General features: G+C 48.5%; 25 protein-coding genes and 1 tRNA gene. 5 read left to right on the forward strand and 21 right to left on the reverse strand.

What is annotated here, in order from left to right; all coding sequences use genetic code 11:
• The 19 genes from J2S20_RS09210 to J2S20_RS09300 all read right to left on the reverse strand — a co-directional run.
• The coding region (locus tag J2S20_RS09210) for a hypothetical protein (protein ID WP_307255139.1) at window positions 1-608 on the reverse strand (608 nt) is incomplete at its 3' end.
• A 5-nt stretch (window positions 609-613) separates the two neighbouring features.
• Complete coding sequence (locus J2S20_RS09215; protein ID WP_307255141.1) at window positions 614-1,156, reverse strand: LemA family protein; 543 nt, start codon at window positions 1,154-1,156, stop codon at window positions 614-616.
• Between the two features lie 12 nt (window positions 1,157-1,168).
• The gene (locus J2S20_RS09220; RefSeq protein WP_307255143.1) at window positions 1,169-1,540 is read right to left on the reverse strand and encodes a hypothetical protein; all 372 of its coding nucleotides are present in this window, start codon (window positions 1,538-1,540) and stop codon (window positions 1,169-1,171) included.
• A gap of 15 nt (window positions 1,541-1,555) precedes the next feature.
• Window positions 1,556-1,804, reverse strand: coding sequence for a hypothetical protein (locus tag J2S20_RS09225; protein WP_307255145.1), 249 nt, complete (start codon window positions 1,802-1,804; stop codon window positions 1,556-1,558).
• A 252-nt stretch (window positions 1,805-2,056) separates the two neighbouring features.
• Window positions 2,057-3,994, reverse strand: coding sequence for a DUF927 domain-containing protein (locus J2S20_RS09230; protein ID WP_307255147.1), 1,938 nt, complete (start codon window positions 3,992-3,994; stop codon window positions 2,057-2,059).
• A 5-nt stretch (window positions 3,995-3,999) separates the two neighbouring features.
• Window positions 4,000-4,509 (reverse strand): CHC2 zinc finger domain-containing protein, encoded by a 510-nt coding sequence (locus tag J2S20_RS09235; RefSeq protein ID WP_307255149.1) that lies wholly within the window; start codon window positions 4,507-4,509, stop codon window positions 4,000-4,002.
• Window positions 4,506-4,976 carry an ERCC4 domain-containing protein gene (locus J2S20_RS09240; RefSeq protein ID WP_307255151.1) on the reverse strand — a complete coding sequence of 157 codons (471 nt, stop codon included), beginning with the start codon at window positions 4,974-4,976 and terminating at the stop codon, window positions 4,506-4,508. Before J2S20_RS09240 ends, J2S20_RS09235 begins: the two co-directional genes overlap by 4 nt.
• Window positions 4,964-6,334, reverse strand: a complete 1,371-nt coding sequence (locus J2S20_RS09245; protein ID WP_307255153.1) for an ATP-dependent DNA helicase — start codon at window positions 6,332-6,334, stop codon at window positions 4,964-4,966. Before J2S20_RS09245 ends, J2S20_RS09240 begins: the two co-directional genes overlap by 13 nt.
• A 12-nt stretch (window positions 6,335-6,346) precedes the next feature.
• Window positions 6,347-6,949 (reverse strand): hypothetical protein, encoded by a 603-nt coding sequence (locus J2S20_RS09250; RefSeq protein ID WP_307255155.1) that lies wholly within the window; start codon window positions 6,947-6,949, stop codon window positions 6,347-6,349.
• Window positions 6,942-7,604, reverse strand: coding sequence for an AAA family ATPase (locus J2S20_RS09255; protein WP_307255157.1), 663 nt, complete (start codon window positions 7,602-7,604; stop codon window positions 6,942-6,944). The genes J2S20_RS09250 and J2S20_RS09255 overlap by 8 nt, the downstream gene beginning before the upstream one ends.
• A gap of 2 nt (window positions 7,605-7,606) precedes the next feature.
• Complete coding sequence (locus J2S20_RS09260) at window positions 7,607-7,810, reverse strand: hypothetical protein (RefSeq protein ID WP_307255158.1); 204 nt, start codon at window positions 7,808-7,810, stop codon at window positions 7,607-7,609.
• Window positions 7,797-7,982, reverse strand: coding sequence for a hypothetical protein (locus tag J2S20_RS09265; protein WP_307255159.1), 186 nt, complete (start codon window positions 7,980-7,982; stop codon window positions 7,797-7,799). The genes J2S20_RS09260 and J2S20_RS09265 overlap by 14 nt, the downstream gene beginning before the upstream one ends.
• Window positions 7,983-7,991: 9 nt before the next feature.
• A complete protein-coding gene (locus J2S20_RS09270; RefSeq protein ID WP_307255161.1) occupies window positions 7,992-8,486 on the reverse strand; it encodes a siphovirus Gp157 family protein in 495 nt (164 codons plus the stop codon).
• 63 nt (window positions 8,487-8,549) lie between these two features.
• Complete coding sequence (locus J2S20_RS09275) at window positions 8,550-8,771, reverse strand: hypothetical protein (RefSeq protein ID WP_307255162.1); 222 nt, start codon at window positions 8,769-8,771, stop codon at window positions 8,550-8,552.
• Window positions 8,764-9,444, reverse strand: coding sequence for a polymer-forming cytoskeletal protein (locus tag J2S20_RS09280; RefSeq protein ID WP_307255163.1), 681 nt, complete (start codon window positions 9,442-9,444; stop codon window positions 8,764-8,766). Before J2S20_RS09280 ends, J2S20_RS09275 begins: the two co-directional genes overlap by 8 nt.
• A gap of 111 nt (window positions 9,445-9,555) precedes the next feature.
• Window positions 9,556-9,717 carry a hypothetical protein gene (locus J2S20_RS09285; RefSeq protein WP_307255165.1) on the reverse strand — a complete coding sequence of 54 codons (162 nt, stop codon included), beginning with the start codon at window positions 9,715-9,717 and terminating at the stop codon, window positions 9,556-9,558.
• Window positions 9,714-9,950, reverse strand: a complete 237-nt coding sequence (locus tag J2S20_RS09290; RefSeq protein WP_307255166.1) for a hypothetical protein — start codon at window positions 9,948-9,950, stop codon at window positions 9,714-9,716. Before J2S20_RS09290 ends, J2S20_RS09285 begins: the two co-directional genes overlap by 4 nt.
• Before the next feature lie 461 nt (window positions 9,951-10,411).
• Window positions 10,412-10,609: a hypothetical protein gene (locus tag J2S20_RS09295; RefSeq protein ID WP_307255167.1), complete on the reverse strand. Its 198-nt coding sequence runs from the start codon at window positions 10,607-10,609 to the stop codon at window positions 10,412-10,414.
• A gap of 57 nt (window positions 10,610-10,666) precedes the next feature.
• On the reverse strand, window positions 10,667-10,942 hold the full coding sequence (locus tag J2S20_RS09300) for a helix-turn-helix transcriptional regulator (RefSeq protein WP_307255168.1): 276 nt from the start codon (window positions 10,940-10,942) through the stop codon (window positions 10,667-10,669).
• A gap of 57 nt (window positions 10,943-10,999) precedes the next feature.
• Between J2S20_RS09300 and J2S20_RS09305 the strand changes: the two genes are divergently transcribed.
• From J2S20_RS09305 to J2S20_RS09320, 4 genes are all read left to right on the forward strand, one after another.
• On the forward strand, window positions 11,000-11,386 hold the full coding sequence (locus tag J2S20_RS09305; RefSeq protein ID WP_307255169.1) for a helix-turn-helix domain-containing protein: 387 nt from the start codon (window positions 11,000-11,002) through the stop codon (window positions 11,384-11,386).
• Window positions 11,379-11,600: a hypothetical protein gene (locus J2S20_RS09310; protein WP_307255170.1), complete on the forward strand. Its 222-nt coding sequence runs from the start codon at window positions 11,379-11,381 to the stop codon at window positions 11,598-11,600. Before J2S20_RS09305 ends, J2S20_RS09310 begins: the two co-directional genes overlap by 8 nt.
• Before the next feature lie 13 nt (window positions 11,601-11,613).
• Window positions 11,614-12,567 (forward strand): 3'-5' exonuclease, encoded by a 954-nt coding sequence (locus J2S20_RS09315; RefSeq protein ID WP_307255172.1) that lies wholly within the window; start codon window positions 11,614-11,616, stop codon window positions 12,565-12,567.
• 148 nt (window positions 12,568-12,715) lie between these two features.
• Window positions 12,716-13,744 carry a site-specific integrase gene (locus J2S20_RS09320; protein ID WP_307255174.1) on the forward strand — a complete coding sequence of 343 codons (1,029 nt, stop codon included), beginning with the start codon at window positions 12,716-12,718 and terminating at the stop codon, window positions 13,742-13,744.
• A 135-nt stretch (window positions 13,745-13,879) separates the two neighbouring features.
• On the opposite strand, the gene J2S20_RS09325 is transcribed toward J2S20_RS09320, so the two are convergent.
• Both J2S20_RS09325 and J2S20_RS09330 read right to left on the reverse strand, forming a co-directional pair.
• A tRNA-Ser gene (locus J2S20_RS09325) sits at window positions 13,880-13,967 on the reverse strand.
• A 67-nt stretch (window positions 13,968-14,034) separates the two neighbouring features.
• Window positions 14,035-14,262 carry a hypothetical protein gene (locus tag J2S20_RS09330; RefSeq protein ID WP_307255175.1) on the reverse strand — a complete coding sequence of 76 codons (228 nt, stop codon included), beginning with the start codon at window positions 14,260-14,262 and terminating at the stop codon, window positions 14,035-14,037.
• A 134-nt stretch (window positions 14,263-14,396) separates the two neighbouring features.
• Here J2S20_RS09330 and J2S20_RS09335 point away from each other — a divergent pair, with 134 nt between their 5' ends.
• Window positions 14,397-16,511: an InlB B-repeat-containing protein gene (locus tag J2S20_RS09335; RefSeq protein WP_307255176.1), complete on the forward strand. Its 2,115-nt coding sequence runs from the start codon at window positions 14,397-14,399 to the stop codon at window positions 16,509-16,511.
• The last annotated feature ends 59 nt before the right edge of the window (window positions 16,512-16,570 follow it).

A 16,570-nucleotide genomic window follows, 5' to 3' on the forward strand; every position in this document is an offset into this window, starting at 1 on the left:
GAATCAATGTCAGATTCGTAAAAGATTGAATTTTCCCCTACTTCACCTCCGGAAAGATTTGTAAACATCGTTCCGACCATGCCGGATGCAGCACCGCTGTAATTGTACCGAAGCTCCGACGATGCTCTCACCGTCCCTACGTATTGCATATAAAGCGGAGAAATTTTTTCTTTTGCAAATATTATTCCCAGCATTTCAACCTGTTCGCATTGCTTCGTCTCACTCGCAATTTCATCCCATGTCCAATATGTCTCCGTCGTGTATGTCGTTTCTCCGTTTACCGTATGCGGAACCATTCTTGTGTGCATCGTATACTGTTCCGTAGTCTGGCTGATCTCTATATACTCCCCATCAACGCCCGGATATCCTACAGGGTCAACAGCGGTAAGTTCTCCAAACACAAGTGCGTTTCCTATGTGTGTTCGCATCCCATACTCAAACGACTCTGCGCGTTCTATCCGTACCGCCTTGCTGTATTCAGTGCGTTTGCTGTCGGAGTAATTATCAATCTGCCCAGAGATAAAAAATCCTATGCTTGCCATAATTCCGACTATGGCTATGCTTGCAACGACTTCTCTCTTTGTGATCTCAATCCCCAGCACGTCCATAGCGATCACTCCTCAAAGAGCTTTTGCGGCGCATCCTTCGGAGCCGAATAGTCAAGATACTTAAAATTTATTCGCTCGTATCCAAGGATTCCAAGAAATATGCTGTTCGGGAATGCCCTCGTGTGCCTGTTGTATTCGCGAACCGCCTTGTTGTAATTCTCCCTGTACCCCGCAATAAGGTTTTCAGTGATGGAAAGCTCGTTCATAAGTTCCTTGTAGTTCTCGTTCGCCTTTAGCTCCGGATATGCTTCTGCTACAGCTGATATCGCCATAACCGCGCCGTCTATTCCACCGGAATCCCCTCTCTTTTCAACAATTTCATTCAAAACGCTTGCTTCGTGTGCATCGTAGTGTTTCACACTGTCCACAAGGTTATAAACAAGATCGACTCTTCGCTTCTCCTGAATGTTTATGTCTGATTCAGCAGTGCTCACCTGTTCCTCAAGCGAAAACGCCCTGTTTCTGCAACTCTGCGTCCAAACTACAAACAACGCCAAAACTGCAACTACGCTTGTTGTAACAATCAACCACAACTTTCTGTCCTTCATTTTCTTTTCTCCTTAAAGTCCTAACTCTTCGAGAGTGTATCCGCGATCAAGTTCCATCCCCTGATACATTGTGTTGGGGCCAAATTCGGGAAGGTAAATATCATCACCCTTTATCGTGATAGAAAGATGTTCTTTCTTTCCCATATTGAAACTCATCTTCGCGATATGAATCACCCTATCTCTCCACGGCTTAATCACCGCACTAAGATATCGCTTCTCTACCTTGTCCAGAATTTCAACCTTTGAACCATCAACCTTCGCAAGCCGATCAAGGCCACTTTCATCGAAGACCAGAGCGTTAAAGCCCTTTACCTTAAACATCCCAGGATCAACCTCTTTTTCCAGTTCGATTACGAACCTGTCTCCTGTCTTATACTTGCTCATCTATGCTCCTCTCTGTTATCCTTTGTGCAGTTCCATCCATCTGAGTTGAAGCTGGTTAAATACTGCCACTCCGATCTCTATTGCAAACTGACTGTTTCCGTACTTCTCACAAACCTGATTGATCTCTGCAAAGGCACTGTCAGCCTGTGATTGGTCGGTATCGTTATAGTGATTCTTAAGTATCAACCAAAACTCTTTTTGGATAGAAAACTCATTATGTTGAAAGATATTGTTACTATTCTTATTATTCATCTCCTGTCCCACTAATAATTAACACTGCCCCGCTGTTGTGTTGAATAGCCCCACAATGTTTTTGCTGGCGGGGCAGCGAAAAACCTAGTGTTTATAAGGCTTTCCGTGGTGTTGCCCCACTTGCCCCAGTATTTTTTACATTCCCTATAGGACTATAAAAAATGAAAATGATTGTTAAATCTTAAACACATATTTTCATTTTTTCATTTTCCTTATATATTGCTTATTTTCCGATGGGGCAGAGCGGGGCAGTGGGGCGGGACGTTAGTCAAACGGCAATTCGTCTTGTTCATAATCAATAAATTCCTCACTTTCATTTTGTTCATATTGCTCATTTTCATTATTCAACCTCAAAATGTATGTTCTGTATCTCTTGCCCGCAATCATTGTTTTACTTTGAAGGCGCTTTTTATCGCTATCGCATCGAAGTAAGTTGTTGGCACCTGCCCAGCGTACAAACTGCCGGGAATTGAAGTTATAAAACCTTCCCAATTCTTCTAATGCCGACGGAATGATTGCAACCGTGTCCTCTGTTGGAAAACTCCCCCAGATAACGCCCGCATAATTGCCATCTTCTCGCGGCTCAAATCGGTTGCGCTGCATATGCACAGCATCCATCACATGGTCGTAGGCTCGCCGCATCTCGGAAACTTCATTTTGTCCCTTGATAAAGTCAACGCACTTGTGCAGATCGAGCCGCACGCCGTCCTGAAAGATTTCCCGCTCCGCAATCTCATCTGCGGTCAGCAGCACGGCTAACGGAATTACCTGCTTTGCCTCTTTGGTTTCCCCCTTTGCCTCTGCGGCGTCTCGAATCTTCTGCTCGTAGCTGTCAACCATTTCTTGAAGGATGTCTTTGCCAAGGGCTTCTACCGCCTCAATGAACGGTTTCCCTCCGTGCCCGTAGTGCTTTAGCAGGATTCCGACCGTCGCATTGCCGTTTTCAAAGATGTCCCCCGGCTCTGTCTCGATGTCCAAAACACGGTTTATGGCGCCGCCCTTCATCGCTGAATCACAGAGCGGGCGCTCGATGTTGGTAAGAATGACATTGTCCCACGTCGCAACATCGCGCATTTCCATGGTTCGCATCAGGCGGCTCTTACCGCGTCCGGCGCAAAGCATGTAGATCAACTCCGGGAAGCGTTCCGGGTCTTTGTCACGGATTTTTGACAGATCGTCTATCATCATCGGGAGATGATTTAGGATTCCAAGCTGCTGTTCCATGGAATTAACAGTGCTGGTGCTCTCAACGATATATTTTCCGGTTCCGGGGTCTGCCCATACGCTGGTAGCAGCCATCAGAGCAACGGTTTTACCCCGACCGCTTTCACCGTACAGGTTGACGATAAACGGCAAGACGTTGAGGAGCGGCAGCAGCACGCTGGCAAAGCTCGCCGCAAGATAAACGGATACTTCTATTCGACCTCGTGCCCGAATGCTTCGCATGAGTCCTAACCACGCGTTGTAATCTCCCTCCTCATGCACAGAATCAAAAACATATTTGAAACTTGGATGTGCGTCAAAAATGATGTCTTTGGCTGAGTATGGCAAAAACTCGTTATCAATCCAGCCAAGCTTTGACGTAGATTCCCGGAGCGGTATCAGGTCGTTGTTAAGGGCTTCATAGTCTGAGAGATATGAGATCATAGCCCTTGCGGTCTCCGATGTGACCGGAAGTCCGTAATCTGACAGGTTCACAATCTTGCTGTTGGACGACATCTCACTCCGGTATGGCATGATGGAGCACACCCGCCCGTCCTTCTTCCAAGTGACCTGCACCTTCTCCCGGTGCGTCTCGCGATTCACCAGCCTTTCAGTCACGATGATAGGATAATGGCTCGCCGTGATGGTTCCAGCAAAGCCTATCGCCCGGACTCCGCTCTCTGTGACAATCCAGCGCCCTGTCCGAGCAAACACAATGTTTCCCGGTTCGAATTCCAGCGACATCGAATTGCTGTTGGCGCTGTCGGGCTCAGTCGCAGCTTTGACAGCTATTTCTTTTCTCATTTCCTTGAGCTGTTTCTCCTGTAAGCGAACCATTTGCTTGAACTTGCTCAGAATTCGCAGCTCTTCGGCTCTCTTTTCCAGCTTGTTAATCAGCAAAAAACGCTGCACTTCGTCTGTCTCTGTATAAACCTCTTCCAACAGCTCTGTGGACATGATCTCTTCCGCAGTTAAATTTTCCGGGTTGGATATGTCCATGGGCCTCACTTCCTTTCTGCCATCAGGTTCAATAGATCTTCAAGCAGGCAATCTGCCTTGTATGCAGTGGCCGCTAAATCATTCTGCGCAACGCACCACTGCTCGGAATATGGCGCAGAAGAATCCAGAGTGCCCTTAATTCCCGCCAGACTATCGCAGACGGACAAATACTCGCCTCGCGCCTTCTCAAGCCGTTTTTCGCGTCTCTCGTGCGCCGTTTGCCTGCGTTTTGCCCGAATCAGAGCAACATCCGACATCCCCGCCCGGCTATCTCCGCCCAGCTTCCGGAAAGCCTCCGCAAAGGAACAGCTCTCCATCTTCTGCACGAAGGTGAAAACATCGCCGTTTGCTCCGCAACCGAAACAGTGGAAGCTATCCGGGTAAATCTTAAGAGACGGGCTTCTGTCTCCCTCGTGGAAGGGGCAGCGGATAAAGTTAGCTCTGTTTGGCTGGAACCCGTACCGCCGCACCACTTCTGCCATGCTGATTGCCTGCTTGATCTCTTCTTTTGTCATGTCACGATCTCTAAAAGCTCTTTGATTCGCCGCCCGGTCTGACGCTTGTTGCAAAACTCGAACTGTACCCCGTAGCGCTCGCACATCGTCTGCATTGACCGGAAAAGCTGCTCTCCGTTGGTCGCCTTCGGGCTTGTCTTCCGGCGGGGATTCTGCCAGAAAAAGACATCTTCAAGCGACCGAATTCCCGGCTCTTCCACCAGAACAATAAGCTTGATTCCGGTTTTTCGGGCTCGCACAAGCTCCGCCCGGAAGCGTTCGTGCTGCTGCGTGACATTGCCGCAGACCTCGAGGAGTCCCTGCTTCCGGTCAACTACAACACGGGGATTATCTAAGTTCATATAGTCTCCGACATAAAGCTTTGAGCAGAAGTGCTGTATTCCCAGTTCATCAAACTGCGCCTCGATTCGCTTGCGTTCGGACTGGTGCTCCCGGCTGTCAATCTGGATCTGCATTACTGCCCCCATTCCTTATCAATTGCCCGATAGAATTTCCGGACCCTTGGAGAGGTGCGGAGGTCTTGAAACTGTAAAATTCCGTTGATGTATAGGTTACTTCCGCGATCCACTCTTGACAGGGCAACGTACATCTGCCCGTTTGCGAAAAATTCCGGATAAAGGTTTACTCCGTTTTTCAGCGTCATGCCCTGCGACTTGTGGATTGTGATTGCCCATGCGAGCTTAAACGGAAACTGCGTCACGCTGCCGGTCTCTTTTTCTGTAATTTCAGTTACAGTTTTGGTCACTGTCTGGCCATCCGGCTCAGTGACAGTCACCTGCTTTTCCTTTGCTACGGGCTCGGATACCGTCCATGTGTGCTTTTTGACAAGCACAACCTTTCCGGTCTCCTCAATTTTTACCTTTACAGTATCTTCATCCAGGCATTCAGTGATTGTTCCAAAGGAGCCATTGAAATAGTCACCCAGCGGACTGTTAATCAACATCATCACCCGCGCACCCTCTTTGAAAGTGAGTGCATATTCGGCATTGGTGGAGGAAATGTCTGCGTCCCCTTTGATGTCTGCCGGAGAGAAAATTTCCTCGCCCGGAAGTCCGGCCAAGCGCTCGTTGTTTCGCTCCTGCGCTGTGCTGTTTTTCCCGCAGAGAATCACGGAGTTTTCTGACACAAACGCATTTTTTGCCGTGTTACAGTCAAACCACTCTACGACAAACGGATCCTCTCCCGTCCTTACTGAGTTAAGGCTTTCTGCGTATGCCTTATCATCCGCTACCCGGTGGATTGTCCGAAGGATTGCGTTACGGAACCCCATGCCGGCCCAGAGCTTTGATTCAAAAGCAAAGAGTTTGTGACCATAAATGCCCTGAAAGATTTTCCTGTCAGCTGTTGTCAGTACTGGCTCAAGTTGGCAGAAATCTCCTACTACAATCAGCTGTGTGTGTACATCCTGCGGCTCACGATTTTGTTTTCTTGCAAGCCGCTCTTCATTTTTCCGTTTCACCTCGTCTGCCATCTGCACAGCTCTTGCCACATGCTCGAAAAGATCGATCCGGCACATGGATATCTCATCAATCACAATGATGTCTGCTGCCTGGATCTCCTTTTTGGCTTTTGCCGGAGGACGAACGATTGATACCTTCTTGAGTCCGAAGGCGCGATGTACTGTGTAAGCCGTGATCGTCTCGATTCTCTGAGCCGCTGCGCCTGTCGGGGCACAGGCGATGATATTTTTTCCTTCATCCTGTGCCCACTCAAGGAAGGCGTTCAGTACAGCTGTTTTACCAGTACCGGCTTTACCTGTCAGAAAAACGTTATCTCCGTTTTTCATGATCTCAAGTGCAGCCTGCTGGTCTTCCGAAAAATTCATCTTTCCTCCTTATCAGTTAAACGGCAGCCCTTCATCATCTGCGCTGTCCGGGATGTCCATAAATCCAGTATCCTTGCTTGTCGGTCTGAGCTGTTCCTGCTCAGCGTCGCTTAAGAACTTCTCGTTCGGAATTTTATCCGGGTCAACCTTGCCGTCTGTGACGAACCAGCGGAGTTTTGTTCTAACCTTTTCTTCTCCCTGATAAACTTCATGCACCAGTCCGTATGCTCCCCCGATCTTTTTGTTGCGGAACTGCCCGCACCACTGCACGGAATCCTCCACCCACTTGATCTGCGTGTCGTTTGACTGCTCATAGCAGGTGCAGAAGGTTTTGTACCCTCTCGTGGTCTGTCCATCAGAGCCAAGCACCGGGATATACATCGTGCCGCCTATTGGCCATTTCTTCTCAGGCCGGATGTCGTCTTTGAAAGCCTTTGCAAAAAGATCCGGCTGGCGGTCGTTCTTTGCAAAGTCAAAAAGCACCACAATCATCTGATTTCCGTTCTTGCTCTCCTTCTCTGCCACCTGCTTTATAATCAGGTGATGTCCTCCCAGCAGCGGAGCCTCATAATCTCCGGACGCGCGCGTCTCTTCATATCCCTGTGGTTTAAGCATTAACTGTCTCCTCCTTTTTCTCTGTGATCTTGTCCATTTCGTAGTAACTTCTTATAGCCTCATCGACTGCCAAAAGGTCGTTGTCGATACGCTCACTTTCAAACATCCCGATCGGGGACTTGCTGACAGCTCCGTCCGCTGCTTGCGTGACAAACTCGTGGCTGCCATTTTCTGACACGCAGCGCAGGACGATAGTAAACATCCCCTCGACGTTGACTTTCTCATCTAGCAGTTTACCGATGGTCTTAGGCCGTGTATTGCCCGCCTCGTCTGTGTCCTCGTGCATGATCACGTACACAATTTTGTCTTTCTGCACTTTGGTGGAGATAAATTGTATCAATCCCCAGAAGTTATCAGCCACTTTGTTATAGAAGGTAAACACCGCGTTCCCGCCTCCGGCGTTGGAATGACCGTTCATAAACTGGTTTGTAATAAGATATCCGGCGTCGTCAATCACGATGGATTTCTGTTTTGCCTGATAGATACTCTTCATCACAGTCCGATAGTCGTCTGTAACAGCTTCCGGGATTTTCCCCTTGAACGGCAGCGGCTTGTTAAGCACCTTAACAATACAAAAGTCCTTCCCTACGCAGTTCCGTAGGCTCGTGCTTTTCCCAGAACCACTCTTACCGATGATCAACACAGGCAGAGCCATGCTTACTCCTCCCTTCTGTCGTATACGACATGCTTTGCCGCCTCCAGAATGAGAGTGCTTGCAATGCGGGACATCGGCAGCCCAGTCTCGTTGCAGATGTCCACCAGTGTGTTGTATGCCTCAATCGACACGCGCGGCTTTGTGATACTATGATCTGTCGCATACCTCCATGTTTTCGCCGGGAAGCGAATTTCAAATCTCTCCATCCTGACCTCCTTCAACCTTTTTGTTCTCGCAGCTATCAATAGCCTCCTTAAAAGCTCTTATAACCTCCTGCTTCGGCATGTACTCACCTGCGCAGTAGTCGGCCAAAGCTTCACGCAGAGCTAATGCCTTCAGCTCATCAAAGCTCATCTCAACCTCGTAAGTACCCTTCATGTCTTCTCCTTATCTGATGCGCAGGCTCTCGCCCTGCTCAAGATGTGCAAAGTTGTACACCGCTCCACCCTTTAAAGCCTCCTTGATACTCGCAGTGTCGATCTTCGGTTCCTGCTGGATGAGGAAGTCTTCAGGCACGCTCTCCGGAGCGTCAACGACAACGCGCGGCGGGTTCTTCGCAATGCTGAAAGAAAACAGCGTTGTCTTAAACTTCCGCTTTCCGGTGGTTTCCATGGATGCCTGAAGGGCTTCCTTCATGCGTTCAATGTTGGCTTCAAGGCTTCTCTTCCTTTCACTCATGCGGGAAATCTGACCCTTTAAACCCTCAACATCTGACTGCAATTTTGCGATCACACTGGCATAGCCGTCTGCCTTGTCCTCGATCTCCCCGTCAAGGCCCTCCATTGTGTCCCGAAGTACACCCAAATCGGTGTCCGGGTCAGACGCGAGGTCAAGGAGCTGCATATACTTCCCCGTCAGCTCGTACAAAGTGCTACTTTTCATTGCTTTCCTTTCCGGCTATCGGTATAATGTGGATAGCCTTTCAAATGATTGGTTAATAGTTACTTAGATCAGCGCCCCTCGCTCGCCAAAGGTCGGGGCGTTTTTCTTTTCTCCGTTTCCGCAGAGCTCAAGGCACATCTGCCATGTGGGCGGTGTCTTTCGCAGCTCCTCTCTGGCTTCCTTTGCCTCTCTGATCTTCTTGAACTCGTACTTGAGCCCAAGCCGGACGAAATTCCAGACGTGCTCGTCGTGCATCGTCGGGAACAACTTTCGCATCTTACTCATGCGTCCCCTCTTCTTCGAGCATATTCTCTGCAAACTTGACGTATCTTTCGTACATCTTCCCTGACCTTTCCGAATCCTTGTAAGCCTTTTCAATCAGCTCCGCGGAAGTGCCAAGGAAACAGCCGACAGACCACATTCCCGTTACTTTATTGAAAAAGAAGTCTCTATAGCTCGACCACGAATTTTTAAAAACAAAATTAACGGTAGATGTCAGCTTAAAAGCTTCTTTGTACCAAAATGTAACCCACGCATTGCCGTCCACCTGCGCATCGCCGTACACCAGCGCATTGCCACGCACCCACGCATTGCCGGATACCCACGCATTGCCGTCCACCTGCGCATTGCCGTCCACCTGCGCATTGCCGTCCACCTGCGCATTGCCACGCACCCGCGCATTGCCACGCACCTGCGCATTGCCGGATACCCGCGCATTGCCACGCACCCACGCATTGCCGGATACCCGCGCATTGCCGTCCACCTGCGCATTGCCGGATACCCACGCATTGCCGTCCACCCGCGTATTGCCGGATACCCACGCATTGCCGTCCACCTGCGCATTGCCGTCCACCTGCGCATTGCCGTCCACCTGCGCATTGCCGAATACCCACGCATTGCCGGATTCATCAAGATTGTTTTCGCTTTCAATCCATCCGCCGATTTCTCCAGCGTTCACAGTTCCAAAACTGATCAGCGCCCTAATCCGATGAAAAACAACTGTTTCCCCGAATAGAACTTCCGTCTTGGTTTCCCCTGTAAACTCATACTTTTTATTCATGTTCTTACCTCACGCAAGCAGGCAAAAGCCGATAGCCATCACAATGATGATGAATCCCAACAGCAGGTTCATATCCTTCGCGTCCCGCAACTCGTGTCTGAGCCTCCGCGTTTCCCTGTCAAGGCAGCTGTCGATGTCTGCCACAGGGATAAACCTTACAATGTTTTTCATGATGTTCTCCTCACAAAGTCAATCTCATATCCCGCTGCTTCTGCTATCAGAGCGATAGTCAGAAAGTCCAGCGTTCCGAGTGTCTTTTCTCTACCCTTACGGGAAAGTGTTTCTTTACCGAGCCCCAGCTTTTCGCAGAGCTCAGACTTGGACAGTGCTTTGCGCTGCATGGCCTCTGTCACCTTTCCGTTAATCCGAATGCTCCAGTCTTCAGCCGGGCCGATTCGCGGCATTGGTGGCCTCCTTTCTCACTTCATCAATCCGTTGATAAAGCAACTTTTGTGCAACCCGGAGTCACAAGCATATTGCTTGCATCGCTCTTAGAGTTCAATCGTGATTTTTTGAAATCTGTGGTTTACGATCTTCTTCAGCAAATCGAGTCATCCAATACTTAAACTCGATGCAACTCGATTCTGAATTTCTATGCTGGCCTTGAACCTTTGATTCGAGGTCAGCTACTCTTTTTTCAAGCTGCTCATACCGCTTTTTAGATATCCACATCTTTCTTCCTTCCTGGCAATCTCAAATTACCTACGACGGAACAAATGGTTGATACCATCAAAGAAATGACTGAAAAGCTTTCTACGATTCAGGATAATTAACACTCCCGGTTTCATCTCCAAAGGCCGCCGCTCTTTAATGGCGGTCTTTTTGTTGTTGTTGTGCGCCTTCATATTGTCTCCTCCTCACTTCATCAGCTCTTCGATAGATGCGCCTTGCTATCAAGATGTCCACGAGGCTTCAGGATATCAATCAGCGTCTGATTTATCTTCGTCTGTGTCTCAAGCGCCTGAGCAGTCAACCCCATCTGGTACTGAAGCTTTTTCTGATTCCGAATCCGGTCTGCAAGAATCAGAGCCCCCAGAACAATAATCCATGCCTTTATTTTCAAGATATCCCTTCCCTCCTTCCTGTGTGGTTTGTCCTAATGTCTCATATCGTGACATTTTTAAGTAAAAAAAAGCTTTTGCACCGTTGTTTTAAAGTATTCCGCCAGTCGAATCTTGATATCGTCCCGCGGAACCCTTTCCTCAGTTTCATACATCGCCAGTGCAGAACGGCTTATTCCAATGGCAGAAGCTACTGTTTCAAGGGTTTTGTTCCCTCTCAGTTTCTTTAGACGCTCCCCATAACCTTCCAAAATTATCACCTTCTTTCTTTTGTCACATTTCGTTGCAAATGAATCATAGCACCTGCAATTCCTGTTGTCAACAACCTGTGACATTTTTTTCTTGATTTTTTCACGAATCGTGATACTATCTAATTAAGAAAGAGGTGAGCCATGGGAGATTTCAATAATGTATTTAAAAGCCTAAGAATAGCTAGTGGCCTTACTCAGGAAGAGTTGGCACAAAAATTACACATTTCTAGAAGTCGAGTAGGAATGTACGAGACTGGTGCAAGGCAACCAGATTATGAAACACTCGAAGCCATTGCTGATTTTTTCAATGTTGACATGGACTATTTGCTCGGAAGGAGCACCAAAACAACAGTCATCCCAAATACCGGCTACTACTTCAATCCGGAGACTGCCGAAGTAGCACAAAAAGTATTTGAAAATAAAGAATTAAGATTATTATTTGACGCAGCGAAAGATTCCTCTCCAGAAGATATACGCACCATACATCAAATGCTTCTTGCCTTAAAGAGGAAAGAAAAAAATGAATGAAGTATACGTTCACTTATTAGACTTTAAAACCACGCAGCAAGCAGAGGCTATCACTAAAAATGAAGATTCGAGCTATTCTATTTTTTTGAACAGTCGTTTATCTTCACTTATGCTAAAAGATGCTTACGAACATGCGCTAAAGCATATACAGTCCGGGGATTTTGAAAAAGATGATGTTCAGGAAATAGAATTGGAAGCGCACATAGACGGTTAAGGAGAATGTTTTAATGACTTCAAGATTTAAAGAAAAGTTAGATTTTATCCGTAATGCTTGTGTAAAATATTTCAAAGCGCCTATTGAAGCAGGTCTTTCTATTTGGCAGATTTTATCCATCTTGTTTTTGCTAGCAACTCTTTCAGCAATTTGCGCATGGACATTTGATTCACTGAGAATTGCACCAATTTCTTTAGCCATTGCAATTGCTCTGTGGGGAATTAAAAGAAAAAATAAAAAGATCAAAGAATGCGCTGGCATTGCATCTAGTACTCTCACACAAACTCCAAGTGAAGAGTTGAAGATCAACAACGCCTCGCACCCTCGTTTGAACTTAGAAGATTTGCCTGAAATCAAATTTACCAACATTACAAAACTCACGAATCTTGAAATGGTTAAAAACTTTGTTGCTGTTGACGTGGAAACAACAGGCTTGAACCCTAGCAAAAATAGAATTGTAGAAATCGCAGCTGTTCGTTTTGAAAACTGGAAGCCTGCAAAAGAGTTACATACATATATTAACCCACAGTGTAAAATTCCGCAAAAAACTATAGCTATTCATGGCATTACAAACGAACAAGTTCAAGATGCGCCTTGTTTCGAAAACATAGTTGATAGCTTATCGGATTTTATCGGAGAGCTCCCTATTGTTGGTCACAATTTGATTTTTGACTTAAAATTCTTATTTTGTTCGGGATATGATTTTACTGAAATAAAAAAACGAAAATACTACGACACTTTGACCCTCGCCAGTCGTGTACTAATAAAAGAAGGCTCACAGCGTTGGAACGTGCAAGAAGGAATCTATGAAGATATAGAGGACGATGGTGATGTGGAAGATTATAAACTAACAACGCTGTGTGATTATTATGGTATTCGAGACAATAAAAACGCGCATAGCGCATCCTCTGACAGCCACGCAGCAGGTTTGTTATTCAAACACTTAATAGACGACAAGATGTGTTGAAAAAGTAAAAAACCGCCCAGGTGCTACCAACACCAGGGCGGAATGAAACTGATAATCCGAAGATGATCAGCCCGAACAAGCTCATAGTATCATCTTCGGGGCATCCTGTCAAAAGGGTGTTCTTTTTGTACCCAAAAAGGAGGATACTATGGCAAGAAAAGCAAAAGGTCAGCTCCCGTCCGGAAACATCCGCATCCAAAAAGTTGTTTCCGTGAGTCCAGACGGGAAGCGAAAATTTAAGTCTTTTACAGGGCGCACACGCGCCGAAGCGGAGTATTTATACTCTCGATGGCTACTTAATTGTCCGGAAGAAAAGAAGCGCTCTCTGACGCTCTCAGAGGCTGTCAGGAGGTATATTGATGCGAAAGAGGATGTCCTCTCTCCGTCTACTATCGTAGGGTATGGGAGAATACTGCATCAGTATGTCTCCGGAGCGGTGATTGGACAAGCCGATCTTAGCAGCATTAGCACCAAAGATATGCAACTATGGATCAGCGATCTCTCGGGACGCGGCTTATCACCTAAAACAGTGCGCAATGCTTATATGCTTGTAAAATCTTCCATTTTGCTTTTTAATCCCGACTACAGAGACTCAGTCACGCTGCCGGCAAAAAAAAGACAGGACACCTACTGCCCGTCCGACCAAGATATCAAGCAGTTGCTGTCAGTCATCACGGATAAGGAGCTGGAGATCGCCGTACTGCTCGCCGCTTTTGGTCCGCTCCGTAGATCAGAGATTTGTGCGCTCGAATCGTCAGATATCAACGGGAACGCTATCACTGTAAGCAAGGCATGCGTAGTTAATTCTTTTGGAGACTGGATCGTCAAGCAACCTAAGACCTATGGGAGTTACAGGAAAATTGAAATGCCTACGTTTGTAATCGAAAAAATGAAAGGAATTAATGGCAGAATTATTGCCTGCACGCCGCAAGCACTCTCAGGTCGCTTCCGCAAAGCGCTTCGCGCCTCTAGCTGCCCGCATTTCCGCTTCCACGATCTCCGGCACTATTCCGCCTCCATTATGCACGCGATTGGAATTCCAGATCAGTATATCATGCAGCGCGGCGGATGGATCTCAGACAACGTTATGAAAAGGGTCTACCGCAATATCATTGACACTGAGCAGGAGCGGCAGACAAAAAAAATAACTGGTCATTTCGAGCAGATAATAATTTGATCTGTCACACGTGTGACAAATGCACCATTTCGATGTACTTTTTTCCGGTTTCTGTGATCCGTTTTCAGTAAACAAAAAACCCCGGAAACCGCATGTTTACTGAGGAAACAGCGTATTTCCGAGGTTTTATAAAAGCGGAGAGCATGGGATTCGAACCCACGCACCGGTCACCCGGCCTAACGCATTTCGAGTGCGCCCCCTTGAACCGCTTGGGTAACTCTCCAAAGCCTGCCTGCGCATTCCCTTCCGGCGGCAAGCGCTGTCTATTATAGCAGAAACCTTATGCTTTGTCACGAACAAATTGCTGTTCCTTCTCTTCTCCCCTGCCTCCTCTTTTTCCCCGCCTCCTCTTTTTCCCCGCCTCCTCTTTTTCCCCGCCTCCTCTTTTTCCCCGCCTCCTCTTCTCCTCTTCTTCTGCTTTCTCCCCCTCTCGAAAAAATTCTTGCCTTTTTTTCATTAATCAAGTAAAATTTTTTCGCCGGGAATCCGTTTGATCCGGAAGAGCCTCCGCCTGACATAAGGAGGGTCTTAAACTACCACTCTGTTCTTTTCAGCAAAAAGCCACAACCACAAAGGCAGCGGCTTTTTTTCATGTGAAAATCTGTTGCTTCCGTGGTTTCAGCTGAAAAAATAACCAAAAAAGGAGAGATCTATGAACCGAATGCGAAAATGGAACAAGAGAACCGCTCTGCTGTTTGCCGCGGCCCTTTCTCTTTCCGCAGTGCAGTCCTTGACAGCACAGGCTGCCGAACGGGAACTGCGGTCGGTCAACGTAAACATTGGAAACGATCTGGGAATTCAAAACCCGGAGAAGCCGCAAGATGGCCCCTGGGAAGGAGACCGGATTCTGTTCGGACAGCAAAGAGCCAATGCCATCCCGTTTCGCGTCCTGGACAAAAAGACCACGGACTTCGGCGGAACCACCATGTTCTTAGACTGTGACATTATACTTGAGGATAAAAAATTCAACGAACTTCGTGCAACCCCCAGCAACGTGTGGAAGGATAGTTCGCTTCGGCGTTATCTGAATAATGAGGAGATTGGTCTTTTAAGTACCTTTCAACCGGAGGAGCAGGCTGCCGTCCACCTGAGTAAGGACCCCTCCTCCCATGCCCAGTGGCCTGAGACATGGAATGGTCTGAGCTACGGCAGGCTCTCCGACGCAGGAGATAAGCTCTTTCTCCTCGACGCCAGAGAGGCTCAGCATCCGGCATACGGCTACTCACAGACGAGTGACCCTGTCAAAGATCGAGAAAAAACGTACGACGAAGATCACATCCATAGATTCTGGCTGCGTTCTCCAAGGACGGGTAGTACTGAGAAAGTTGGTGTGGTGGATGAACAAGGATTAGTTTATGAGCACGGTTCCAATAACCCTGGGGCCGGGATCAGCCCCGCCTTCAACCTGAAGCTTGAGTCCGTACTCTTTGCCCAGCTGCTTAACAACCCCCACCAGGATTTTTCTGAAACGGTCACTCCCACGGGCGAGCACAACGCATGGACCCTGACACTTCGCACCGACAACGGCGGCTTCACGGCAAGACGCACGAATCCTGCTGAAATTATTTCAGCGGCGGCAGGGGGAACCATCCATCTCTCCCTCTCCGGCAGAGGCACAATGCAGTATGCAAACCAGGTTTCCGCCATGCTGCTTGATCAAAACCAAACGGTGCTTTTCTACGGAAAAATAGCCAATCCTGATGACCATGAAGCGGAGGTTATCATTCCCCATGGGCTGAGGGACGGCGCATCCTACACGCTCCGGGTGTTCCTTGAGGAAGCGCGCCCTGAACACACCAGCTACGCCGGAAACATTCAGGAAATTCCCTTCATTGTGGGACGCGCCGACACGCCGCCTGCCAACACGCACACCGTTCGCTTCGACTTAAACGGACACGGCGGAATTGCGCCGTCAGACCTAACCGCTGCCTCCGGCGCAGCCATCGCAGCGCCTGCAGCTCCAACCGATGCGTCCTATGACTTCGGCGGATGGTACCGGGATGCAGCGTGCAGAAATGCCTGGAACTTTGCAAACGACCGCGTCACACAGGACATGACCCTCTACGCAAAGTGGACCTTGAAGGGCTCTCTTCCCTCGGGCTGCTATCGGATCCGCTTCGATGCAAACGGCGGAACCGTGGAACCTGCCGAGATGACAACCGGAACCGACGGAAAGCTCTCCCATCTCCCTGTTCCGACCCGCAGCGGCTATTTGTTTGAGGGGTGGTTCACCGCAGCGCAGGGCGGAACGGAAATCAAGCGGCAGCACACCTTCGGTGCGAACAAGACTGTGTACGCCCATTGGTCCAAAGTTTCCGGCGGACATTCCGGCGGGCACTCCGGCGGCCGTTCCGGCGGCTCCTCCGGCGGACAGAGGGCTGCGAACAGCAATCCTATCGGCTCCCGGAACAGCGGCAGCTGGATTCAGGATGCAAAGGGCTTCTGGTTCCGCTACAGCAACGGCTCCTATCCGAAGAACGAATGGAAGATGCTTCCCTACAGCGGCGGCACCGCATGGTACGCCTTCGATGAAGCCGGCTACCTCCGCACCGGTTGGTTTTCCGCCGGCGGACGTTGGTACTACCTGAGCGAAGCAAAGGGTGCGGAGCTGGGAAAAATGATGACCGGCTGGAAACAGCTCAGCAACGGTAAGTGGTACTACCTGGAGCCGGTGGGAACTCCATCCCATCCGCAAGGAGCAATGTATGCAGGCGAAATGACGCCGGACGGCTACCGTGTCGATGCCAGCGGCGCCTGGATCCACTGACTGAACAAGGGATGACACCATTGAAATCCCTGCATCAAGCAATCAAAACAATCAGCGAG

The organism is Moryella indoligenes (genome assembly GCF_030812885.1).
Lineage (GTDB): Bacteria > Bacillota > Clostridia > Lachnospirales > Lachnospiraceae > Moryella > Moryella indoligenes.

What these genes read in the sequence shown, in the direction of transcription:
- J2S20_RS09265 (WP_307255159.1), bottom strand. Translation starts at nt 7,982, where the DNA reads ATGAAGGGTACTTACGAGGTTGAGATGAGCTTTGATGAGCTGAAGGCA.
- J2S20_RS09330 (WP_307255175.1), bottom strand. Translation starts at nt 14,262, where the DNA reads ATGTCAGGCGGAGGCTCTTCCGGATCAAACGGATTCCCGGCGAAAAAA.
- J2S20_RS09260 (WP_307255158.1), bottom strand. Translation starts at nt 7,810, where the DNA reads ATGGAGAGATTTGAAATTCGCTTCCCGGCGAAAACATGGAGGTATGCG.
- J2S20_RS09320 (WP_307255174.1), top strand. Translation starts at nt 12,716, where the DNA reads ATGGCAAGAAAAGCAAAAGGTCAGCTCCCGTCCGGAAACATCCGCATC.
- J2S20_RS09255 (WP_307255157.1), bottom strand. Translation starts at nt 7,604, where the DNA reads ATGGCTCTGCCTGTGTTGATCATCGGTAAGAGTGGTTCTGGGAAAAGC.
- J2S20_RS09250 (WP_307255155.1), bottom strand. Translation starts at nt 6,949, where the DNA reads ATGCTTAAACCACAGGGATATGAAGAGACGCGCGCGTCCGGAGATTAT.
- J2S20_RS09270 (WP_307255161.1), bottom strand. Translation starts at nt 8,486, where the DNA reads ATGAAAAGTAGCACTTTGTACGAGCTGACGGGGAAGTATATGCAGCTC.
- J2S20_RS09290 (WP_307255166.1), bottom strand. Translation starts at nt 9,950, where the DNA reads ATGCCGCGAATCGGCCCGGCTGAAGACTGGAGCATTCGGATTAACGGA.
- J2S20_RS09285 (WP_307255165.1), bottom strand. Translation starts at nt 9,717, where the DNA reads ATGAAAAACATTGTAAGGTTTATCCCTGTGGCAGACATCGACAGCTGC.
- J2S20_RS09215 (WP_307255141.1), bottom strand. Translation starts at nt 1,156, where the DNA reads ATGAAGGACAGAAAGTTGTGGTTGATTGTTACAACAAGCGTAGTTGCA.
- J2S20_RS09335 (WP_307255176.1), top strand. Translation starts at nt 14,397, where the DNA reads ATGAACCGAATGCGAAAATGGAACAAGAGAACCGCTCTGCTGTTTGCC.
- J2S20_RS09300 (WP_307255168.1), bottom strand. Translation starts at nt 10,942, where the DNA reads ATGTCACAGGTTGTTGACAACAGGAATTGCAGGTGCTATGATTCATTT.
- J2S20_RS09220 (WP_307255143.1), bottom strand. Translation starts at nt 1,540, where the DNA reads ATGAGCAAGTATAAGACAGGAGACAGGTTCGTAATCGAACTGGAAAAA.
- J2S20_RS09305 (WP_307255169.1), top strand. Translation starts at nt 11,000, where the DNA reads ATGGGAGATTTCAATAATGTATTTAAAAGCCTAAGAATAGCTAGTGGC.
- J2S20_RS09230 (WP_307255147.1), bottom strand. Translation starts at nt 3,994, where the DNA reads ATGGACATATCCAACCCGGAAAATTTAACTGCGGAAGAGATCATGTCC.
- J2S20_RS09315 (WP_307255172.1), top strand. Translation starts at nt 11,614, where the DNA reads ATGACTTCAAGATTTAAAGAAAAGTTAGATTTTATCCGTAATGCTTGT.
- J2S20_RS09235 (WP_307255149.1), bottom strand. Translation starts at nt 4,509, where the DNA reads ATGACAAAAGAAGAGATCAAGCAGGCAATCAGCATGGCAGAAGTGGTG.
- J2S20_RS09240 (WP_307255151.1), bottom strand. Translation starts at nt 4,976, where the DNA reads ATGGGGGCAGTAATGCAGATCCAGATTGACAGCCGGGAGCACCAGTCC.
- J2S20_RS09245 (WP_307255153.1), bottom strand. Translation starts at nt 6,334, where the DNA reads ATGAATTTTTCGGAAGACCAGCAGGCTGCACTTGAGATCATGAAAAAC.
- J2S20_RS09310 (WP_307255170.1), top strand. Translation starts at nt 11,379, where the DNA reads ATGAATGAAGTATACGTTCACTTATTAGACTTTAAAACCACGCAGCAA.
- J2S20_RS09275 (WP_307255162.1), bottom strand. Translation starts at nt 8,771, where the DNA reads ATGAGTAAGATGCGAAAGTTGTTCCCGACGATGCACGACGAGCACGTC.